Source organism: Diaminobutyricimonas sp. LJ205 (genome assembly GCF_009755725.1).
GTDB lineage: Bacteria > Actinomycetota > Actinomycetes > Actinomycetales > Microbacteriaceae > Ruicaihuangia.
In genome coordinates, this window is sequence record NZ_CP046619.1 from 2,200,475 (window position 1) to 2,218,954 (window position 18,480).

Here is an 18,480-nt window from a genome sequence, read left to right on the forward strand (position 1 = left end):
GCGCCATCGGCAGAAACCCCGGCCATCAGCGCGGGGGCTACTCGACGGGCGCGGACTCGACTTGCGGCTCGACCGGCGGGACTGACGGGGCGGCGGTACCGAGCAGCGCCCGCAGTCGTGCCTCGGCATCCTCGTCCGTCTTGGTCGCCTCGACATTTGCCTCGCCGACGGCCTTGACGATTTCGCCGCGCTGAATCTTGATGCCGCGCGGGGCGTCGATGCCGATGCGCACTCCGTCGCCACGGGAGTCGAGCACCGTGATCACGATGTCGTCGCCGATCAAGATCTGCTCACCGGACTTACGTGTGAGGACGAGCATCCGCCTAACCTACCGCACTGATCTCGGCCTGGACGGTCGCGAACAGCTCGCGCACCGTCTCCGGCTGGGCGGACAGGACCATGATGTCGACGCGCCGGTTGAGCGCCAGCTCTTCCGGCGAGGCACCCGCCGCTTCCGGACGCGAGTCACCGAAGCCGACTGAGGCGATCCGGTTTCCGGCGATGCCGCCGCTTTCCACCAGGTGCCGGAGCACCGAGGTGGAGCGCGCCGAAGACAGCTCCCAGTTGGTTGGGTAGGGGAATCCGGATGCCCGGTGGTCAGCGTGACCCTCAACCGAGAGCTCGTACGTGGTGGCGGCGAGGGTCGGCGCGATCGCGTTGAGCACTTGTGGGGCGATGCCGATCAGCTCGGCACGGTTCGACTCGAAGTAGGTCTCGGAACCGACCAGACGCACGGTCAGCCCGCGGTCGGTCAGCTCGAACGCCACGGCGTGCTGCAGTCCCTGCGCGGTCAGCGCATTGGTCAGTTGCTCCTGCAGCGCGTGGAGGTTGTTCACCTCGAGGCGGGCGAGTTGCAGGTCGGTGAGCGCGCCCTCCTCTCCCACCCGTGCCGGTTCCACGATGATGCCCTCGGCGGTATCGATTGTGTCGCTCGATTCCACACCGAACCCGGTGGCGAGCGAGTCGCGCAGCTGCTCGAACTTCTTCTGGTCGACCGTGGACATCGCGAACAGCACGATGAACAGACACATGATCACGGTGACCATGTCCATGTAGGAGGCCATCCACCGCTCGTCGGGGCCGTCGTGCCCCTCGTCCTCGTGGGCTAGCGAGCGGCGGCGCCGGGCGCTCATGCCGCCTCGGCTTCTTCCTTGGGCGCCTTGGGCAGCGCGTGCGCCGGCACCATCGCGCGCAGGCGTTCGCCCAGCAGTCGAGGCTGGCTGCCCGCTTGCACCGCAAGCATGCCTTCCATCACGACGGTCATCCGCTCAAGTTCGAGTTCGCTGATGCGCTTCAGTCGGGTGCCGACCGGCAACCACATGAAGTTCGCCGAGATCAGGCCCCAGAGGGTGGCGACGAAGGCGGCGGCGATCATGTGCCCCAGCTCGTCGGGCTTCGACAGGTTCTCGAGCACATGAGTGAGCGAGACGACGGTTCCGATGATGCCGATCGTGGGTGCGTAACCGCCCATCGTCATGAAGAACTTCGAGGCCGTGCGATCGGCCTTGGCCTTCGTATCGATCTCGTCTTCGAGCAGGATGCGCAGCTCGTCACTGTCGGTGCCATCGGCGATGTTCTGCAGGGCGCGCTGGACGAATGGATCGTCGGCCTCGTCTGCCTTCTGCTCCAGGGCGAGCAGGCCCTCGCGGCGCGCCACCTCGGCCAGTTCCACGATTTGGTCGATGGTCTCCTGCATCGCCGGGACCTTGCCGCGGAACGCGCGCGGGATCGCCTTGACGGCCAGGACGGCGTCGCGGATGGTGCCGCTGGCGATGCCGACGGCGATGGTCGCGCCGAACACGAGGATCATCGGCGCGGGCAACAGGATCGAGGTGATGCTCGCGCCTTCGAGCAGGATCATCGTCACCACGGCGCCGAACGCCACGACGATGCCGATTAGGGTTGCGGGATCCATCAGTTCTTCCTCGGGTGCGCGTGCGTGTGTTCAGGGTCGAAGGCGGACACAAGTCCGAGGTGCACTGGCTCTTCACCGACCGCGGGCAGGTCACGCGCGGTGGCGAGGACCCGGGCCCGGTAGGTGATGATCCGGTTGATGACCTCTTCGAGAGACTCGGTGACGATGTACTTCGCCCCGTCGACCATGACGAGGGTGGTGTCTGGATTCGCGTGGATGCGCTCGATCAGGTCGCAATTGACTGCGAACTGACTGTCGTTCAGTCGTGTGACAACGATCATGGGCCCATCCCTGGTCTGTTAAGTCAGCCCTTCCGTGGGCTGTCGGTAGGCACTATCGGTTGCGGCGCCGATTTCGTTAGGGGCGGATGCGGCGCGGCGCAGCCGAGCGGGGGCCCGCTGCCACTAAACAGACGACTCCCCGCGCCGGCTAGCGGCGCAGGGAGTCGGGCTCTGGTGCCGGAAGGGTTAGCGCTTCAGGTTGGTCAGCTCCTGCAGCACCTCGTCGGAGGTGGTGATGATGCGGGCGTTCGCCTGGAAGCCACGCTGGGCAACGATCAGGTTGGTGAACTCCTGCGACAGGTCGACGTTCGACATCTCGAGGGCGCCGGTGAGCAGCGATCCCATGCCGGCCGAACCCGGAGTACCGATCTGCGCGGCGCCCGAGTTGAAGGTCGCCCGGTAGGCCGAGGAGCCGGCCTTCTCGAGACCGACCGGGTTGACGAAGGTCGCCAGCGCGATCCGGCCGACGGCTTCGGATGCCCCGTTGCTGAACGACCCGATGATGGTGCCGTCCTTGGAGAGCGTGAACGACTCGAGCGAGCCCGCGGTGCGGCCGTCCTGGCTCGTGAAGGACACGGTGGTCATGCCGGCGAAGCCGGACAGCGCGGAGAGGTCGACGTTGTTGACGGTGACTCCGCCGGAGGTCAGCGTGGCGGGGACCGTATTCGTTGTGAGTACACCGTCGACGAAGGTCAGCGAACCGAAGGGTGCAGCCGGAGCCGGCACCGCCGGGTCGCGCACGTCCCACCCTGCTGCGGTTCGTTCGAACAGGAGGGTGAAGGTGCTGGAAGCGCCAGTGGCGTCGAAGACTTCGATGTCGCGGGTCAGAGAAGTACCCGGGGTGGCGTCGTCGGGCAGATTGCCGCCCACGACAGCCTGGGTCGTCGCGCTCGCCGGCGCAATCGCCTCAAGCGGCAGGGTGATGGGACCAACCGCACCGCCGGTGTTGACAACGCCACCGGTCGCATTCCAGCCCTGAACGATGGCGCCATCGGGCGAGACCAGCCGGCCCTGCGAGTCGAAGTCGAACGACCCGGCACGCGTGTACAGCGTCTCCCCGCCGAGGCTGGTGACGAAGAATCCGTCGCCGGAGATCATCATGTCGGTCGAACGCCCGGTGGCCTGGGCGGATCCCTGCGCGAAGTTGGTGGTGATGCCTGCGACCTGCACGCCGAGGCCGATCTGGGCGGGGTTGGTGCCACCGACCTGGGCCTGCGGGGCGCCGGCGCCCTGGGTCATCTGCGACAGGGTGTCCTGGAACTGGGTCGACGAGCCCTTGAAGCCGGTGGTGTTGACGTTGGCGATGTTGTTGCCGGTCACGTCGAGCATGGTCTGGTGGGAGCGGAGTCCGGAGATCCCGGAGTAGAGCGAACGCAGCATGGCGAAGCCTTTCGGTTGAGGTGTCTGAAAACTAGGAAGCTGTGGAGGGGGTGGTCACGCCGGAGATGGCGTCGAGTGCGACATCCGTTCCTCCGACGGTGACCTGCGGGACCGGACCAGCGAACGAGACCGCGGTGGCGATGCCGGTGACGGTCTTGCCGTCCGCGCCGGTGTAGCTGACCTCCTGGCCGATCAGCGCGGCCGCGGCCGAGCGCATCTGCAGCGAGAAGTTCTCGTCGTTCACGGTGGAGAGCTTGGTGAGCTGCTCCATCATCGCGAGCTGGGTGGTCTGCGCGATCATCTGGTTGGTGTCCATGGGCGAGGACGGGTCCTGGTTGCGCAGCTGGGTCACCAGCAGCGACATGAACACTTCGTTGTCCATGACCTGTTTGGGCGCGCGGGTGGGCGCGCTGGTGTGAATGCCGCCGCCGGTGGCGGTGATCGCGTCTACTGGCATCGGTTCTCCTTCTCTCAGGCCATCACGTCGATGGTGGGCGTCCCGCCGAACACGACAGGGGCATGGTGGGACGGGACGGGCTCGGCAGTTCGGCCGTCGGATGTCGCGGATGGCTGGTTGCCCGCGGCACGTTCACGGCCCGGCGCATCCTCGCCGCGCTCCGCCGGGGCGTTGTCGCTCGACAGGTCGAGGCTCGCGGACATCCCGGTCGCGGCCAGGTCGCGGCGCAGGTCGGGCATGATCGCGCGCAGGGCGTCGCGGCCGGCATCGGTCGGCGCGAACAGTTCGACGCGCACGGACTCCGCGCCGACGACCGCGCGCACGGTGACCGGGCCGAGGTTCTCGGGGGTGACGGTGACCGTCATCACGTGTTCGCCCTTGCCGGCGCTGGCAAGGCTGAACACCGGTCCGGCCACCTGCGTGGCATAGGTAGGTGCCTGCGTCGGCGCGGGTGCCGTGGTTGGGATGGGTGGCGTCACCGGCTGGGTCGGCGCGACGGATGCCGGAGCCTGCGCCGGAGCGACCGCCGACGCCGCTGCGGGCGACACGGCTGGGGCTTGCGTCTGGCCCGCATCCGCGTTGGCGGCGCCGGCACCGCGGGCAGCTCCTGCCGCCAAGCCGTCGGTGCGGAGGGTCGCGAACTGCTGCGATTGATCGTCCGACAAAGTCGTTTGCGACCCTTCGAGGGGGTTCGCCGCGGTCGCACCAGCTGGTGCGAGCCCCTGGCGGACAGCGCCGCTCTGCGCCGTGCCCAGATCTGTGGGTGTTTCGGCGCCGACACCCACCGAATTGGGCACCTCAGCGGTGTGAGCGTCGGCGAGGGTGGTCGGTGTCGTGGGGGCGGTCGGCCCTGCGGCTGCGGCAAGGGTTGAAGTCGTCGGCGCGACTGCTTCGGAACGAGTCGCCGCGGCTGCGAGGTCAGCAATCTCGCCGCCTGCGGCGGCTTGGTCTCCCGCGAGCAGAAGTGCGTCGGCGGCGTCGTCTTGCGCCGCGACTCCCGTCTCCCCCGCCGCGCCGCTGGGCACATCGGTCCCGCGAGCCGTCGCAAAATCGGCCAATGCGGCATCGAAAACACCGGTTTGCGACGTCTCGGCGGCGATTCCGTCGGCCAAGAGGGCCATCGCCAGATCGGTGGCGTCGGTGGCGTCGGTCGCGTCGGCCCCGTCGACCGCTGGGAGCGCTGCACCCAGACCGGTTGCCACGGGCAACCCGACCGGCGCACCTTGCTCGGCTCCGGGGCGTCCGTGCGCGGCTGACTCGGAGCGATCGGTCGCCGACGCGGATGCTTCCGTCGGACCCTGGTCCCTCGCAGACGGCTTCTTGTCGGACCGTTGGCTGGCAACAGTTCCTTCCAGTACCGATCCGAACGCGGCGCCACCGTCGGACGTACCGGGCTTCCCGCCGCGGGCCGGTGCTGCGACCGGAGCCGGCAGCGTGCTGATCGGGGCGCTCATCGGGTCTGTCCCGCGAGTAGGGCGGCCTGAGCCGACTGGGCTGAAGCGATCAGGTCGGTGATCGAGGGCGAGCCGGTTCCGGTCAGGCCCGAGGCTCCGAGGCCGGACAACCCACTCAAGCCAGACAAACCAGGGAATCCGCTCAGCCCGGACAACGCGGTGGATCCGACGACCGGAGCCGGGGCATCCGGAGCCACCCGGCGGATCGTGACGATGTCGGAGTCGTCGAAGTAGACATCGACGATGCGCACGTCCTTGCCGGGGCGCGGCGCGTGGATGATCTTGTCGTCGCCGAGGTAGATCGCGATGTGCTCGCCGCCGCGAGTGATGATCAGGTCGCCAGGCTTCGCCTCGGCGAGCGACGGCACCTCAGTGCCGAGGGTGGACTGGCCGGAGACGAGCCTGGGCACATCGACGCCGAGGTCGGCGAGCGCGCGCTGCACGAGCCCGGAGCAGTCCATGCCGGTGGCGTCCTCGCCGCCGAAGACATACGGCACGCCGAGATACTGCTTGGCGGCGGCCACGATGGCGTCGCCGGTGAGCGCCCCGGCTCCGGGCAGCGCCGCTCCGGTCGCTGTCGTCCGCGAGGCCGGCCCGGCGGCGGCGAGCGCGTCAGCGAAGGCGAGGGCTCCGGTGGGCTTCGGTGACAGCTCGGCGATGGTGGCCTGGATCTGCTGCACGCGGCCGATGGCCTCGGTCATGCTCATCGTGCGTGCTCCCGGTGCCAGGCGACGGAGGCAAGCTCGTCGATCACGGACTGTTCGGTGTGCAGTTCCTCGGCGGCCGCGGCTGCGGTGTGCCGACCGTGCAGTTTCTCGAGCCCGATCGACTGCGCGCGCGCCTCGGCGAAGGCCTGCTCGGCCCGCTGGGCTTCGGCCTGCTGCTCGGTGCGCAGTGCTTCGAGGTCAGCGAGCATGCTGCGGGTGGACGCGCGGGTGGCGGCCAGCGCGTACAGCGTCTGCGTTGAGGTGGCCTCGGTCGGGGTGCCGCCGAGCGCGGTGCGCGCCCGAGCCGCCTGCACGCTGCTCTCGCCGAGACGGGAGTTCGCGGCCGCGAGGGTTGACGCCGCCTGCTCTTCCTGCAGGTGGCGCAGCCGGAGCAGTCCGGCCAGCGGGAACAGTCGTGCCATCAGCGTCCTCCTAGTGCCTGGACGAGACGGGTCAACCGCTCCCAGGTCTCGTCAGCGGGGGTCTGGTCGTCCATCCGTTGGGTGAGGAACGCGCTGATCGCGGCGTCGTGCTCCAGCGCGGCGTCCACGAGCGGGTTCGACCCCTGCTGGTAGGCGCCGACATCGATCAGGTCCTGCGCGCCCCGGCGTGCGGCAAGCACCTTGCGCAGGTACCCGGCGAGCTGGGTGCGTTCCGGCGGGTTCACGCGAGAGGCGACCCGGGAGACCGAGCCGAGGGCGTCGACCGACGGGAAGTGCCCGGTGACCGCCAGCTTGCGGTCGAGCACGACGTGTCCGTCGAGGATCGAGCGCGCGGCATCCGCGATCGGCTCGTTGTGGTCGTCGCCGTCGACGAGCACCGTGTACATGCCGGTCACCGAGCCGATTTCACCGGTTCCTGCCCGTTCGAGCAGTCCGGCGAGCAGCGAGAATGTCGACGGCGGGTAGCCACGGGTTGCCGGCGGCTCCCCCACCGACAGGCCGATCTCGCGCTGCGCCATCGCCACGCGGGTCAGCGAGTCCATCATCAGCATCACGTGCGTGCCCTGCTCGCGGAACGCCTCCGCGATCCGGGTGGCGACGAACGCCGCCCGCAACCGCATCAGGGCGGGCTCATCCGAGGTGGAGACCACGACGATCGAGCGGGCGAGGCCTTCTTCGCCCAGATCGTCCTCAAGGAATTCCCGCACCTCGCGGCCGCGTTCGCCGACGAGGGCGATCACGGATACCTCGGCCTCGGTGCCGCGGGCGATCATCGACAGCAGCGACGACTTGCCCACGCCCGAGCCGGCGAACAGGCCCATGCGCTGGCCACGGCCCACGGTGGTGAGCGAGTCGAGAACCCGCACGCCGAGGTGTAGCGGGGTGTCGATCCGCGCCCGCTGCATGGCCGAGGGGGTCTCGTTGTCGAGCGACACCATGCTGGTGGCGCGGAGCGGGCCCTTGCCGTCGATCGGCCGGCCGAGACCGTCGAGCACCCGGCCGAACAGCGCGGGCCCGGTCGGTACCAGCACCGGGGTGCCCTTTGACCGTGCCGGCGCTCCGGCGTTCACCCCGTTGAGGCGGCCGAATGGCATGCAGCGCACCCCCTCGCGAGTGGTGGCAACGACCTCGGCGTCGACACCGGGGCCGTCGCCGATGGTGACGAGGTCGCCGATGGCGCAGTCCAGGCCGGCGAGTTCGACGCCGAGCCCGACGACCGAGGTCACGGTGCCGACCCGTTCGGGCCGGGCGGCGCTGAGTGCGGTGGCTAGTCTCACTCGGCCACCTCCGCGAGCAGGGCGGCCTTCGCGCGCGCCAGGGCGGTGCTGATCCGGGCGTCCAGGTAGCCGTCGGCGAATTCGGTGATGGCCCCGCCGGCTTCGATCGCGGGATCGGCGACGAGTTCGATGCCGGCTCGATCACCGGTGCCGGCGTCCAGGCGGGCAAGGTCGGTCGGATGCATCCGCACCCGGTGTGCCGTGGCGACATCGACCGGGCTGAGGGCGCGGTCCAGCGCTGCGCGCGCGGTGCGCTCGCCGTGCTCCAGTTCATAGCCGAGGATGGCTTCGGCCAGTTCGATGGCGGCTTCGGCGAGGGTCCGCTGCACGTCGGCGATCACCGGCACCGTCGCGGCATCCAGCGCGCCGGCGGCGCGGGCGAGCATCATCTCGGCGCGATCCCGTTGTTCTCGGGCGCGCTGCTGCTCCAGCAGGTTCTCGGTGGCCAGACGGTCCTTGAGCGCGGCCACCTCTGCCTCCGCGGCGCGCAGGCCGTCGGCGTACCCGGCGGCGTGGCCGCGGGAGCGCGCCTGCAGTTCGATGCGCTCGCTCTGCGGGTCGGCCAGCGCCGGGAAGGTGAGCTTCGAGAAGACCTCAGTAGACATACTCGTCCTCGTCGCCGCGCTGCACGGTGATGCTGCCCTGCGCTTCCAGGTCGCGGATGGCGCGCACGATCTCGGAACGGGCTTCCTCCACTTGAGACATCCGCACCGGTCCCAGGTTCTGCGTCTCGTCGTCGAGCACGGTCCGGTTGCGCTCGGAGAGGTTGGTGCGGATGGTATCGATGACGGTCTCGCTGGAACCCTTCATCGCCGTCGCCAGCACGACCGGGTCGATGCCGCGCAGCACCTGCTGCACGTCGCGAGCCTCGAGCTTGACGATGTCGGCGAAGGTGAGCATGCGCGAGCGCACTTCTTCGGCCAGGTCGGGGTCGCGTTCCTCGAGTCCGTCGAGCAGCGCCTTCTCCGTGGCGACATCCGCACGGTTGATGATCTCGACCAGTGGCTGCACGCCGCCCACCACCTCGGTGGGTTCGTGGGAGCCGACGACGGCGCCGGCGCGGATCTTCAGTGTTTCGGCGACGACGCCGACCGCTTCGGGTGTGGCGCTGCCCATGGTGGCGATGCACTGGGCGACGTCGGTGCGAACCGGGTCGACCAGGCCGGTGAGCACGCTGGACGCCTGGTCGGGGCGCAAATGGGCCAGCACCAGGGCGACGGTCTGCGGCAGTTCGCCATCGAGCAGGGTCTGCACCTGGCCCGGCTCGGCGGTGTCGAGGAATTCGAATGCCTTGCCCGCCATCGAGGAGGCGACGCGGTCCATCAGGCCGGCGGCGCGTTCGGCGCCGAAGGATGCCTCGAGCAGGCCGACCGCGACATCCCGTCCGCCGCGCGCCGCACGCGCACCGCTCAGCGTGAGGTCGTAGAACTCGGAGACGGCCTTCTCGGCGAGCGCTGAGTCGACGCGGCGCAACCGGATGATCTCGGCGGCAATCTCCTCGGCCTCGGTCTCGCTGAACTGCTTCATCACCTGGGCGGCGCGCTCGTTGCTCATGTTCATGAGCACCACGGCGACCTTCTGGGTGCCGGTCAGTTCGGTGATCGTGTCGGTCATGCCCGCTGCCTGTCGTCCATCAGCCCGCGCAGGACTTCGGCGGTGCGGGCCGGGTCACGCTCGGCGAGCGATCCGATCTCGGCGCGCTTGCGGTCGATGTCGGTCGGTGCCGGTGTCGGCAGTGGTTCGAGCACGGCCGTCTCGGCGGGTGCTTCGAGCTCGATCGGCAGGGTCATGGCATCCAGGGCCGAGTGGGTCTGGTGCAGTTCGCCCAGTTCGATCGCCTCACGCTGCTGGTTGCGGTTGCGGCGCGCGTAGAGGATCAGCGCGAGCACGATCGGCAGGATGATCGCCAGCGCGATGATCGCGGTGCGCACGATCGACATGATCTGCTCCATGGTGGCCGCCTCTTCGGCAGCCTTGAGCGCTTCGGCGGCAGCCTCGGCACCGGCCGTGTTGAACGGCACCACCTCGACGGTGACCTCGTCGCCGCGGGCCGCGTCGATGCCCGCCGCCGCCGCGACCAGGTCGCTGACATTCCGGACGCTGACATCCCCGGCGACAGCTTCGTTGAGCGCCACGGACACCGACTGCCGGTTGATCGCGCCCGCCGGGATGACCCGGGATTCGGTGATCTTGTTCACCGCGTTGTTGCGGGTGGAGGTCTCGGAGTTGAAGGTGCCCTGACCGTTTCCGCCGTTAGGCACGGCGATGTTGTCCGGTCCGAGCACGCCAGCGGCAGTGCCACCGCTGCCCTCGTACGACTCCACCGTGCTCGACTCGTTCAGCGCCGGGCCGTTCTCGGGGGTGGTGAAGGACTCCTCGATGCGCTCAGCCGACTCGGTGCTGACATCGGCGGCGACCACGACGGTGGCGTTGCCGGGGCCGACGACCTGGTCGAGCATCGCCTGGACGGCGCCGCGCACGCGCTGCTCGTAGTCGGTGGCCTGCTTGTCGGCACCGCCGACGGCGCCGACTCCGACCGCGGAAAGCACAGTACCGGCCGCGTCGATGACCGCGACGTTCTCCGGAGTCATCCCGTCGATCGAGGCGGAGGTGAGGTGCACGATGGCCTGGACCTGGTCGCTGGACAGGGTGACGCCGTTCTGTGTCTGGACAAACACCGAGGCGGTGGGTGCGGTCTTCTCGGAGACGAACACCGTCTCTTCGGGGATCGCCAACCGCACCGACGAGGTCTTCACGCCATCCAGCGCCGAGATGGTCGCGGCCAGCTCACCCTCGAGGGCGCGCTTGTAGGTCACCGACTGCTGGAACTCGGAGGCGGTCACACCCATTTCATCCAGCAGCGAGTATCCGCCGTTGGACGAGGACGGCAGTCCAGCCGCGGCAGCCTTCAGGCGCTGGTCGTAGACGCTTTCCTCGGGAACGAGAATGGTGCCGCCACCGTTGGTGAGCTCGTACGACACCCCGTCGGCGCGCAGCTGCTCGACGATGGTGTTGGCGTCCGACCCGTTCAGACCCGAGAACAGCGGCGTGTACGCCGGCTTCGCAAGCCACGTGGTGAGCGCGGCGATGCCGAGCACCAGCACCGCCAGGCCAATGAGCGCGATGGTGCGCTGGGCGACGGTGAACTGGCGGATGCTCTGCCCGAGCCGGGCGAAGAACGACGTGACTTGCTGGGGCATTACGCCTGCATCCTCATGATCTCGTTGAACGCGTCAACACCCTTGTTCCGCACCGCGGCGACCAGTTCCAGGGTGACCTGGGCGCGGGTGGAGGCGAGGGTGGCGTTGTGGATGTCGGAGAGGTCCCCGGTCACCGCCTGGATGGCGAGCTCGTTCGAGGTGGCCTGCAACGACTGCGCGTTGTCGATGGCGCCGGTGAGGGCACTACCGAAACCCGCACCGTCGGTCTCACGAACCGGCTGCGCGGCAGGCAGGTAACCGGTTGCGGTGACACCCGCGACGGAGGGAATGGAGAAAGCCATCAGTTCTTTCCGATCTGCAGTGCTGCCTGGTAAGTCTCACGAGCCCGGTCGACCACGGCCGCGTTGGCCTGGTAGCCGCGCTGCGCCATGATCAGTTGCCCCATCTGGGAGGCCATATCGATGTCGGGGTACCGCACGTAGCCGTTCTCGTCGGCGAGCGGGTGTTCCGGCTCGTGCACCATCCGGCCTTCGGCGTCGCCGAATGCGGCGCCGGAGACATAGACGCCGCCTCCCTCGCCTTCCTGGGCGACGATGTAGCGGGCTTGGAACGCGGCGCCGTCGGTCGAGGTGGCGGTATTGACGTTGGCGAGGTTGTCGGAGACCGCGTCCAGCCACTTGCGGTGCACGGTCAGGGCGGTGCCGGCGATGCCGATCGCGTCGAAAGTCATCAGTTCGTCCTCATCGCTGTGCGTAGTCCGGTGAAGGTGCCCTCGACGGCGCGCGCGGCGAACTGGTAGCGCAGCACGGTGTCGACATTGGACAGGGTCTCGGTGTCGAGGTTGACGTTGTTGCCATCCAGCCGGGTCGGCTCAAGCGAGCGCTCGACGGTGGCGTTCGCGGCGCCGTTGCCGGCGGCCACCGAGCGGGCGATGGCGTCTTCGAATTGCACGCGCTGGGCGGTGTAGCCGGGCGTGTTGACGTTGGCGATGTTGTTGGCGATCATGCGCTGGCGCAGCGCGAGGCCGTCGAGCGCGCTGGTCATGGCGGCGGACGTCACGGAATCAAGCAACGACTGTTCCCCTGTTGTCGTGGCGGATGGCCGATCCCTGGCCTGTGCGGTGAGCGATCCCTGCTCTCTACCTGCGACTGTCGGCCACCCCAAACGATTCGTTAGGGATTATTCGAATTTCCTCAGCCGGTGACGTCGAGGTAGACAGATCGTTCGGAATCGTGTGCCGACGGCACCGATTTGACCGCGTTCAAGTGCCGGCCGATCTGCTCGCGTTGCTCGGTCATCAGTGCGATCGCGTCGCGCTGGGCGTCGAGGAGCCCGCGGGCGCGGGCCTCGAGTTCGGGCGGGATGGGGCCGAGGTCCTCAGGCGGTGTCCAGTCCGAGGCATCCGGATGCCGCAGCTCACGCTCGAGTTCATCCAGCGCGTCGGACCAGGTGTCAGGCCGGGTCTCAGGCAAAGTTGACGTTTCCGGTGACCCGAGCAGGCTGGGCTTCGGAGGCCTCGTGCCAGGCCTGGCGCAGCGGCTCGAGCAGCGCGATGCTCTCGCGGGTGCGCTCGACGTCGCGGTTCACGTTGGCGTTCACGAGCGCGGTGGACACGTAGGCGTACAGCGCGCGCAGGCCCTGTCCGCCGTCCCACGCGTCGACATTCAGCGAGCTGGTCAGCTCGGCGATGATCGCCTGGGCGTGCAGCAGGTTCTCGGATGCCACCGGCCACTGCCCATTCAGCTGGGCAGCCTCGGCGCGGCCGAGGTCGACCAGCAGACGGTCGTAGAGCATGGTGAGCAGGCGGGCCGGGCTGGCTGAGAGGATGGCCTCGCGGTTCAGCTGGGCGCGCTTTTGGGCGGCGTTCACGATCATGGTCATTACTTGTTCGAGTTCGGCTTGGGCAGTGCGGCGAGCTGCGAACTGAGCCACGCGGACTGCGAGTTGAGCGCGCTCATCTGTACTTCGAGGGCGGAGTAGGTGCGCTCGAGTGTTGCCTGGCGGGTCGAGAGTCGGCGGTCCCATTCCATAACCTGATCGCTCATCCGGCTGATCATCGACTCTTGGCCCTTGATCCGGGAGGTGATCTGGCCGTCGTACTTGTCGGAGAGGTTCGTTGCGGCGGCGTCCAGGCGGGAGGCGATCTCCTGCAGCGTTGATTGAACGAAGGCGGGGTCATCCTTGAGCGCTTGCTCAAACTTCTCGGCGTTGAACTCGACCTTGCCGTCCTTGGTGATGACGATGCCGATTTCAGAGGGCGAGCGTCCGGCGACTGGGCTCGTGGCCGCCGAGAGGATGCTGCGGGTCACGTCTCGGGCGGTGCTGTCTCCAGTGAAAACGCCGCCCTTGGTTGCGCCTGTGGCGCTCGTTGAGACGGACGAGTTGACGGCGATGAGCGACAGCACGGAGTTGATCGACGCGACCAGGTCTTGGCCAACCTTGGTGGTTGCTTCGGAGTCGCGCGCGACGGACAGGGTTACCGCGGCGGTCGGCTTGCCGGAGATGGTGACGTCGACGCCGGGAAGCAGGTCCGCGAAGGTGTTTGTGCTCGAGGTGATGACCTGCGCAGCAGGGGTGTTTGCCCAGAGGGTGACCTCGGCGTCCAATGCCTCGGATGCTTGGTTAGTGGTCGTCGTCCCCGACATGCTGAACGTGTTCGCCGCGCCCGTTTCGTTTGCGCTGAACTGCACGCGGAAGAGTCCACCGCCGGCAGCGACCTTGGTCGCGGTGATTCCGATGTCTGCGGAGTTGACGGCGGAGACGACGTCGTCGAGGGAGGTCGAAGCCGCCGTGATCGTGGTGTCTACGCCACCTTTGGTGATGACAAACGACGACTCATTCCAGGCGCTCACCGGGTCAGACACTGTGACCTGTCGCTGAGCGAGCTGCTTGACGGCGATGTCGATGGAGCCTGCTGCGGCTCCGCTCTTGGTGGTCGCGGTGACCATCTCGGAGCTGCTGGTCCCGCTGAAGAGATCGAGCGAGGTCGGCTTCGCGGCCTTCTCCGCGAGCTCACCGAGACTGGCAACGCGGGTGTTCAGCGCCTGCAGGGCAGACACCATAGTTTGCGTCTCGCTGATCCGGTTTTTGATCAGGTTCTGCGGGATCGCTTCGATCTGCATGAGGGAGCGGATGAGTGCGGAGGAGTCGAGTCCACTAGCCAGTCCGGGCAGTGCGATTGCCATTTTCTGCTCCCCTTGAATTCGTACTATCTGTGAATGCTGCGAACGCCCGGTGGCAGCCGCGCGGCGAGGTCCAGTTCACCGTTCGGCCGCCACCAGGCGCCGTTCGCTACAGCAAGTTGGCTAGGTCTTAGCCGAGGAGCTGCAGCACACCCTGGTTGGACTGGTTCGCCTGAGCGAGCATCGCGGTGCCGGCCTGCGACAGGATGTTCGCGCGGGTGAAGTTGACCATTTCGCCAGCCATGTCGGTGTCGCGGATGCGCGACTCAGCAGCGGAGAGGTTCTCGCGCGACACGTTGAGGCTGTTGATGGTCGACTCGAAGCGGTTCTGAATCGCACCAAGGCCGGCGCGGGCCGTCGAGATTCCCGTAATCTCGGCGTCGAGGAACGCGATGGACGCGGCTGCGTTCGCTGCCGTGTCGAACTTCAGTTCGGACGGTCCACCAGCTGCGAGCTTTGCGGCGACGGCGGAAACGTTCGCGTTGGTGAGGTCGACGTTGATCTGGTCGTTGGCCGCAACGCTCCCGGCTCCGACGTGGAAAGTTAGCGACGTCTGGGCACCCGCTGTGACGCTGTCAACGTCACCGCTCAGGAGGCTGATTCCGTTGAAGTTGGTTGAGCTCCCGATACGAGTGAGCTCGCTGACGAGCGCGTCCGACTCGGTCTTGATCGCTGCGCGCGACTCGACGTTGTTCGAGTCGTTACCGGCCTGGACGGCGAGGTCACGCATGCGCTGCAGGATCGAGTGGACCTCGGTCAGGGCGCCTTCCGCGGTCTGGATGACCGAGATGCCGTCCTGGGCGTTGCGAGCGGCAACGGTGAGGCCGTTGACCTGCGAACGCAGGCCCTCGGAGATCGCCAGGCCGGCCGCGTCATCCGCTGCACGGTTGATACGCAGACCGCTCGACAGCTTCTCGAGCGACTTCGACAGGTCGTTCTGCGTGTTGGACAGGTTGCGGTGAGCGTTGAGCGCCGCAATGTTGGTGTTGATCTGCATACCCATGATGAATTCCTCCGTGATTGGGTCTGATACGCCGGCCCATCCATGGGCTGACACTGTGAGCTATCGGCAGCGGAGCGGCCACCGTTAGCAAAGCTGTGAAATTTTTTTGTCAGGCAGGAACGCGGAGCGACGCGCTGCCGAGCTGGGCGAGGCCCGATGCTGCGGATCGCATCGCCGCGGAACTCGCACCGAGGCGGTCGAGGTAGGCAGAGCGGCTCGACGCCGCGATGCGCGACTTGGTCTCTGACTTGTCGTCCGGGTCATCCGCGTAGTGCGTGACCAGGCCGTCGTGCAGCAGCCGGATCGCCTCCGAACGCTGCTGCGACACCGCCGAATGAGTGATGCCGAGCTCGTCGGCGATCTCCTTCACCGAGCGGTCGTGGAAGTACACCGCCTCGACGATCAGCCGCATCCGCTCCGGCAGGGCGTGCACTGCCGCCCGCAGGAATGCGAACCTCTCAGCGGTGAGAATGCCTTCCTCGGGCAGCGGGGCATCGGCGGCGAGGATGTCGGCGGTCGCCTCATCGAGGGTGGACACGACGCGCGAAGCATCCGACAGTCCGGCGGCGGCCGTCTCACGATCAACGCCGAGAGCTGCCGCGATCTCATCGACCGAAGGGGCGCGGCCCAAGGCAGCGGACAACGTGTCCTGTACCGCCTGGGTCTCCTTGATCCGACGGCGGGTAGAGCGGCTGGCCCAGTCGCTGGAGCGCATCTCGTCGGCGAACGCACCAACGATGCGCCGGCGGGCAAAGGCCCCGAACGGGATGCCGAGCTCGGCCTTGTAGGAATCGGCGGCAGTGATCAGCGCGACGGAACCGGCCGAAGCGAGGTCCTCACGACTCAGGTGAGTGGCACGACGGGCCACTTCGCTGACGAGATATCCGACGAGCGGAAGATTCTCGACCACGAGCTGATTACGTTCTACACGATTCACTGGCTGGACCCCCGGAACACGTTCTTTGACTGTGGTGCGCGTTTCGGGTTCGCGGCATTGAATTACGGGGTAAGCAGTTTGTGGTGCGGGATGTGGATTCAGCGAGAGGGAAGCTCGCGTCTTCGTGTTCTCATCGTGCACTAAAGCCTGTGATCGATTCCATGCCGACTCACCCCCCAGTCCGGGTATCCCCCAAGCGGGTGTCGGCTATTTCTGTACCCCGTCGCTAACGGCTCGTCCGACCCTGCCGATAGTGCTCATCAGCAAGGCGAGGGCTGGGTGTCCGAGGACATCCAGGGGAAGTTCGGCGCCGAAACAACAGAAGCCATGACAACAGAGTCGGAGGACACGTGAGCGCCCAAGATCTATCGGCGTTGCTCTGGCGCGAACGGGAGTTGCTGGAACTCCTCACGTTCAAGCTCGAGGAAGAACAACTCCTGCTCACGGCCGGAAAGACCAAGTGGCTTCCGCATGCAACCCGTGAGGTCGAGCAGGTGATGGACCGGCTGCGGGAGGCTGGTCTTGGCCGCTCGATCGCTGTGTCGGCGCTCGCCAGGGAATGGGGCACCGACGAGAACGCGACCCTGCGAGAACTCGTGGCGCACGCCCCGCTCGGCCCCTGGTCGGACATCTTCACCGCCCACCTGCAGGCGATGACCGATCTCGCCAACCAGATCAAGCAGCTGCGCGATACCAACGAACAGTTCCTTCGGGCCGCCGCGCGATCCACGCAGGAGACCCTCGCTCGGCTCAACGTCGAGGCCGGCACCTATGACGCGCATGGCACCGCGGGCTCGGATGTCGGGACCGCCCACCTTGTCGACAGGAGTCTGTGATGAGCACGTTCAGCGGATTGAACACCGCCTACACCGGCCTTGTCGCCGCCCGCAAGGGACTCGACGTCGTCGGCCAGAACATCGCCAATGCGACCACGGACGGTTACACCCGCCAGCGGGTGACCACGTCGTCGATCGGTTCGCCGGCCCGCGTCGGCATGTTCACGACACCGCTTACGGTCGGCCAGGGCGTCACGGTCGACGGCATCGCGCGACTGGGTGACGTGTTTCTCGACGCGCGGGTGCGCAGTTCGGCCGCGTCATCCGGCTACTGGGCAGCGCGCGCGAACGTGATGACCTCGCTCGAGTCGACCCTGCGTGAGCCTGGCGAGAATGGCCTTTCGAATCAGTTGCAAGAGTTCTGGGCTGGCTGGCAGAACGTCGCGAACAAGGCAGGCGACCCGGCTCCGGCTGGTGTGCTGCTCGAGGAAGCCGGCGTTCTGGTCTCGCAGATCGCCGCGGGTTACCGCGAGGTCGAGGGCTTGTGGACGCAGGTGCGCAGCGAGGTCAACGGCATGGTTTCCGAGCTCAATGATGCCGGCGCCCAAGTGGCCGACCTCAACGCTCGCATCCGATCGACCCTGCAGGCGGGCGGCAACATCAACGAGCTGCTCGATAAGCGCAGCACTCTCACCACGAGCATCGCGTCGCTCGCGGGCGGCACCGCTCGGGAGCTCGAGGACGGCACCATGGAGGTGCTGATCGGTGGCAATGCACTTGTGTCGGGCGACATCTTCCGTCCAGTGCAGGTTGCGGGTGCCAACACCATGTCGGAGCTCAATCCCGCCCCGCCTGCGCCTCCGCAGCCCGTGCTGTTGGAATGGGCGCACCGACCCGGTTCTGCCGTCGCGATGGATGGCGGGAACATCGGCGGTGCTCTGTCCACTCTGGCGCCAGCAGGCATCGGGCCGAGCGCGGGAACCGGAGGCGTTTTGGCCGAGGCCGCGGTCTCGTACAACAAGTTCGCGACCGACCTGGCTACCAAGGTCAACCTTGCGCACAGCGGCGGTTTCACCGCCGGTGGAGCCGCCGGCGGGCCGTTCTTCGCCTTGGACCCCAACAATCCCGCCACGACACTTTCGGTGGTTCCCACGGATGCGAGCGAGATCGCCGCGAGCGACGGCACCGGAGCGCTGAGCGGGTTAAACGCAGACAAGGTCGCTCAGTTGGGAACGGGTCCGGACTCGCCGAACAACACTTGGTCCGACTTCGTCACCTCCCTCGGTGTCACCACCCGCAGCAACCTGCAGCAGGCGACGCTTGCCGGAATGGCGACGACGTCGGCCGTGAACATGCAGCTCGCGAACGCTTCGGTCGACATGGACGAAGAGAACGTCAACCTGCTGACCTTCCAGGTCGCTTACCAGGGTGCGGCGCGCGTGCTGACCGCGGTCGACGAAATGCTCGACACCCTGATCAACCGCACCGGGATTGTGGGAAGGTAACC

At 67.5% G+C, this 18,480-nt stretch carries 23 protein-coding genes; 2 read left to right on the forward strand and 21 right to left on the reverse strand.

What is annotated here, in order from left to right; all coding sequences use genetic code 11:
- Positions 1–37: 37 nt before the first annotated feature.
- The 21 genes from csrA to GO591_RS10800 all read right to left on the reverse strand — a co-directional run bounded on the left by csrA (position 38) and on the right by GO591_RS10800 (position 16,170).
- Positions 38–319, reverse strand: a complete 282-nt coding sequence (gene csrA / locus GO591_RS10700) for a carbon storage regulator CsrA (protein WP_157156810.1) — start codon at positions 317–319, stop codon at positions 38–40.
- Positions 320–323: 4 nt separating this feature from the next.
- The gene (locus GO591_RS10705; RefSeq protein ID WP_157156811.1) at positions 324–1,133 is read right to left on the reverse strand and encodes an OmpA/MotB family protein; all 810 of its coding nucleotides are present in this window, start codon (positions 1,131–1,133) and stop codon (positions 324–326) included.
- A complete protein-coding gene (locus GO591_RS10710; protein ID WP_157156812.1) occupies positions 1,130–1,915 on the reverse strand; it encodes a motility protein A in 786 nt (261 codons plus the stop codon). The genes GO591_RS10705 and GO591_RS10710 overlap by 4 nt, the downstream gene beginning before the upstream one ends.
- Positions 1,915–2,196 carry a flagellar FlbD family protein gene (locus GO591_RS10715; RefSeq protein WP_157156813.1) on the reverse strand — a complete coding sequence of 94 codons (282 nt, stop codon included), beginning with the start codon at positions 2,194–2,196 and terminating at the stop codon, positions 1,915–1,917. Before GO591_RS10715 ends, GO591_RS10710 begins: the two co-directional genes overlap by 1 nt.
- Positions 2,197–2,382: 186 nt before the next feature.
- A complete protein-coding gene (locus tag GO591_RS10720) occupies positions 2,383–3,576 on the reverse strand; it encodes a flagellar hook protein FlgE (RefSeq protein ID WP_157156814.1) in 1,194 nt (397 codons plus the stop codon).
- 31 nt (positions 3,577–3,607) lie between these two features.
- Positions 3,608–4,033: a flagellar hook assembly protein FlgD gene (locus tag GO591_RS10725; protein ID WP_157156815.1), complete on the reverse strand. Its 426-nt coding sequence runs from the start codon at positions 4,031–4,033 to the stop codon at positions 3,608–3,610.
- 14 nt (positions 4,034–4,047) lie between these two features.
- Positions 4,048–5,487 carry a flagellar hook-length control protein FliK gene (locus GO591_RS10730; RefSeq protein ID WP_157156816.1) on the reverse strand — a complete coding sequence of 480 codons (1,440 nt, stop codon included), beginning with the start codon at positions 5,485–5,487 and terminating at the stop codon, positions 4,048–4,050.
- Entirely contained in the window at positions 5,484–6,194 is a 711-nt protein-coding gene (locus GO591_RS10735) for a C40 family peptidase (protein WP_157156817.1), read from the reverse strand. Before GO591_RS10735 ends, GO591_RS10730 begins: the two co-directional genes overlap by 4 nt.
- On the reverse strand, positions 6,191–6,616 hold the full coding sequence (locus tag GO591_RS10740; RefSeq protein WP_157156818.1) for a flagellar export protein FliJ: 426 nt from the start codon (positions 6,614–6,616) through the stop codon (positions 6,191–6,193). The genes GO591_RS10735 and GO591_RS10740 overlap by 4 nt, the downstream gene beginning before the upstream one ends.
- Positions 6,616–7,914 carry a FliI/YscN family ATPase gene (locus GO591_RS10745; RefSeq protein WP_157156819.1) on the reverse strand — a complete coding sequence of 433 codons (1,299 nt, stop codon included), beginning with the start codon at positions 7,912–7,914 and terminating at the stop codon, positions 6,616–6,618. The genes GO591_RS10740 and GO591_RS10745 overlap by 1 nt, the downstream gene beginning before the upstream one ends.
- Positions 7,911–8,519, reverse strand: coding sequence for a FliH/SctL family protein (locus GO591_RS10750; RefSeq protein ID WP_157156820.1), 609 nt, complete (start codon positions 8,517–8,519; stop codon positions 7,911–7,913). Before GO591_RS10750 ends, GO591_RS10745 begins: the two co-directional genes overlap by 4 nt.
- Positions 8,509–9,528 carry a flagellar motor switch protein FliG gene (gene fliG, locus GO591_RS10755; RefSeq protein WP_157156821.1) on the reverse strand — a complete coding sequence of 340 codons (1,020 nt, stop codon included), beginning with the start codon at positions 9,526–9,528 and terminating at the stop codon, positions 8,509–8,511. The genes GO591_RS10750 and fliG overlap by 11 nt, the downstream gene beginning before the upstream one ends.
- Positions 9,525–11,114: a flagellar basal-body MS-ring/collar protein FliF gene (fliF, locus tag GO591_RS10760; protein WP_157156822.1), complete on the reverse strand. Its 1,590-nt coding sequence runs from the start codon at positions 11,112–11,114 to the stop codon at positions 9,525–9,527. Before fliF ends, fliG begins: the two co-directional genes overlap by 4 nt.
- A complete protein-coding gene (gene fliE / locus GO591_RS10765) occupies positions 11,114–11,416 on the reverse strand; it encodes a flagellar hook-basal body complex protein FliE (RefSeq protein WP_157156823.1) in 303 nt (100 codons plus the stop codon). Before fliE ends, fliF begins: the two co-directional genes overlap by 1 nt.
- On the reverse strand, positions 11,416–11,805 hold the full coding sequence (locus tag GO591_RS10770; protein WP_157156824.1) for a flagellar basal body rod protein FlgC: 390 nt from the start codon (positions 11,803–11,805) through the stop codon (positions 11,416–11,418). The genes fliE and GO591_RS10770 overlap by 1 nt, the downstream gene beginning before the upstream one ends.
- Positions 11,805–12,146 (reverse strand): flagellar basal body rod protein FlgB, encoded by a 342-nt coding sequence (gene flgB, locus GO591_RS10775; RefSeq protein ID WP_157156825.1) that lies wholly within the window; start codon positions 12,144–12,146, stop codon positions 11,805–11,807. Before flgB ends, GO591_RS10770 begins: the two co-directional genes overlap by 1 nt.
- A 122-nt stretch (positions 12,147–12,268) precedes the next feature.
- Positions 12,269–12,547, reverse strand: a complete 279-nt coding sequence (locus tag GO591_RS10780; RefSeq protein ID WP_157156826.1) for a hypothetical protein — start codon at positions 12,545–12,547, stop codon at positions 12,269–12,271.
- Positions 12,540–12,956 carry a flagellar export chaperone FliS gene (fliS, locus tag GO591_RS10785; protein ID WP_157156827.1) on the reverse strand — a complete coding sequence of 139 codons (417 nt, stop codon included), beginning with the start codon at positions 12,954–12,956 and terminating at the stop codon, positions 12,540–12,542. Before fliS ends, GO591_RS10780 begins: the two co-directional genes overlap by 8 nt.
- The gene (gene fliD, locus GO591_RS10790) at positions 12,956–14,260 is read right to left on the reverse strand and encodes a flagellar filament capping protein FliD (protein WP_157156828.1); all 1,305 of its coding nucleotides are present in this window, start codon (positions 14,258–14,260) and stop codon (positions 12,956–12,958) included. The genes fliS and fliD overlap by 1 nt, the downstream gene beginning before the upstream one ends.
- Positions 14,261–14,387: 127 nt before the next feature.
- Positions 14,388–15,260 carry a flagellin N-terminal helical domain-containing protein gene (locus tag GO591_RS10795; RefSeq protein ID WP_157156829.1) on the reverse strand — a complete coding sequence of 291 codons (873 nt, stop codon included), beginning with the start codon at positions 15,258–15,260 and terminating at the stop codon, positions 14,388–14,390.
- A 109-nt stretch (positions 15,261–15,369) separates the two neighbouring features.
- Positions 15,370–16,170, reverse strand: coding sequence for a sigma-70 family RNA polymerase sigma factor (locus GO591_RS10800; protein WP_370455277.1), 801 nt, complete (start codon positions 16,168–16,170; stop codon positions 15,370–15,372).
- A 377-nt stretch (positions 16,171–16,547) separates the two neighbouring features.
- Here GO591_RS10800 and GO591_RS10805 point away from each other — a divergent pair, with 377 nt between their 5' ends.
- Complete coding sequence (locus tag GO591_RS10805) at positions 16,548–17,033, forward strand: flagellar protein FlgN (RefSeq protein WP_157156831.1); 486 nt, start codon at positions 16,548–16,550, stop codon at positions 17,031–17,033.
- Entirely contained in the window at positions 17,033–18,478 is a 1,446-nt protein-coding gene (gene flgK / locus GO591_RS10810; RefSeq protein WP_157156832.1) for a flagellar hook-associated protein FlgK, read from the forward strand. The genes GO591_RS10805 and flgK overlap by 1 nt, the downstream gene beginning before the upstream one ends.
- Positions 18,479–18,480 lie beyond the last annotated feature (2 nt).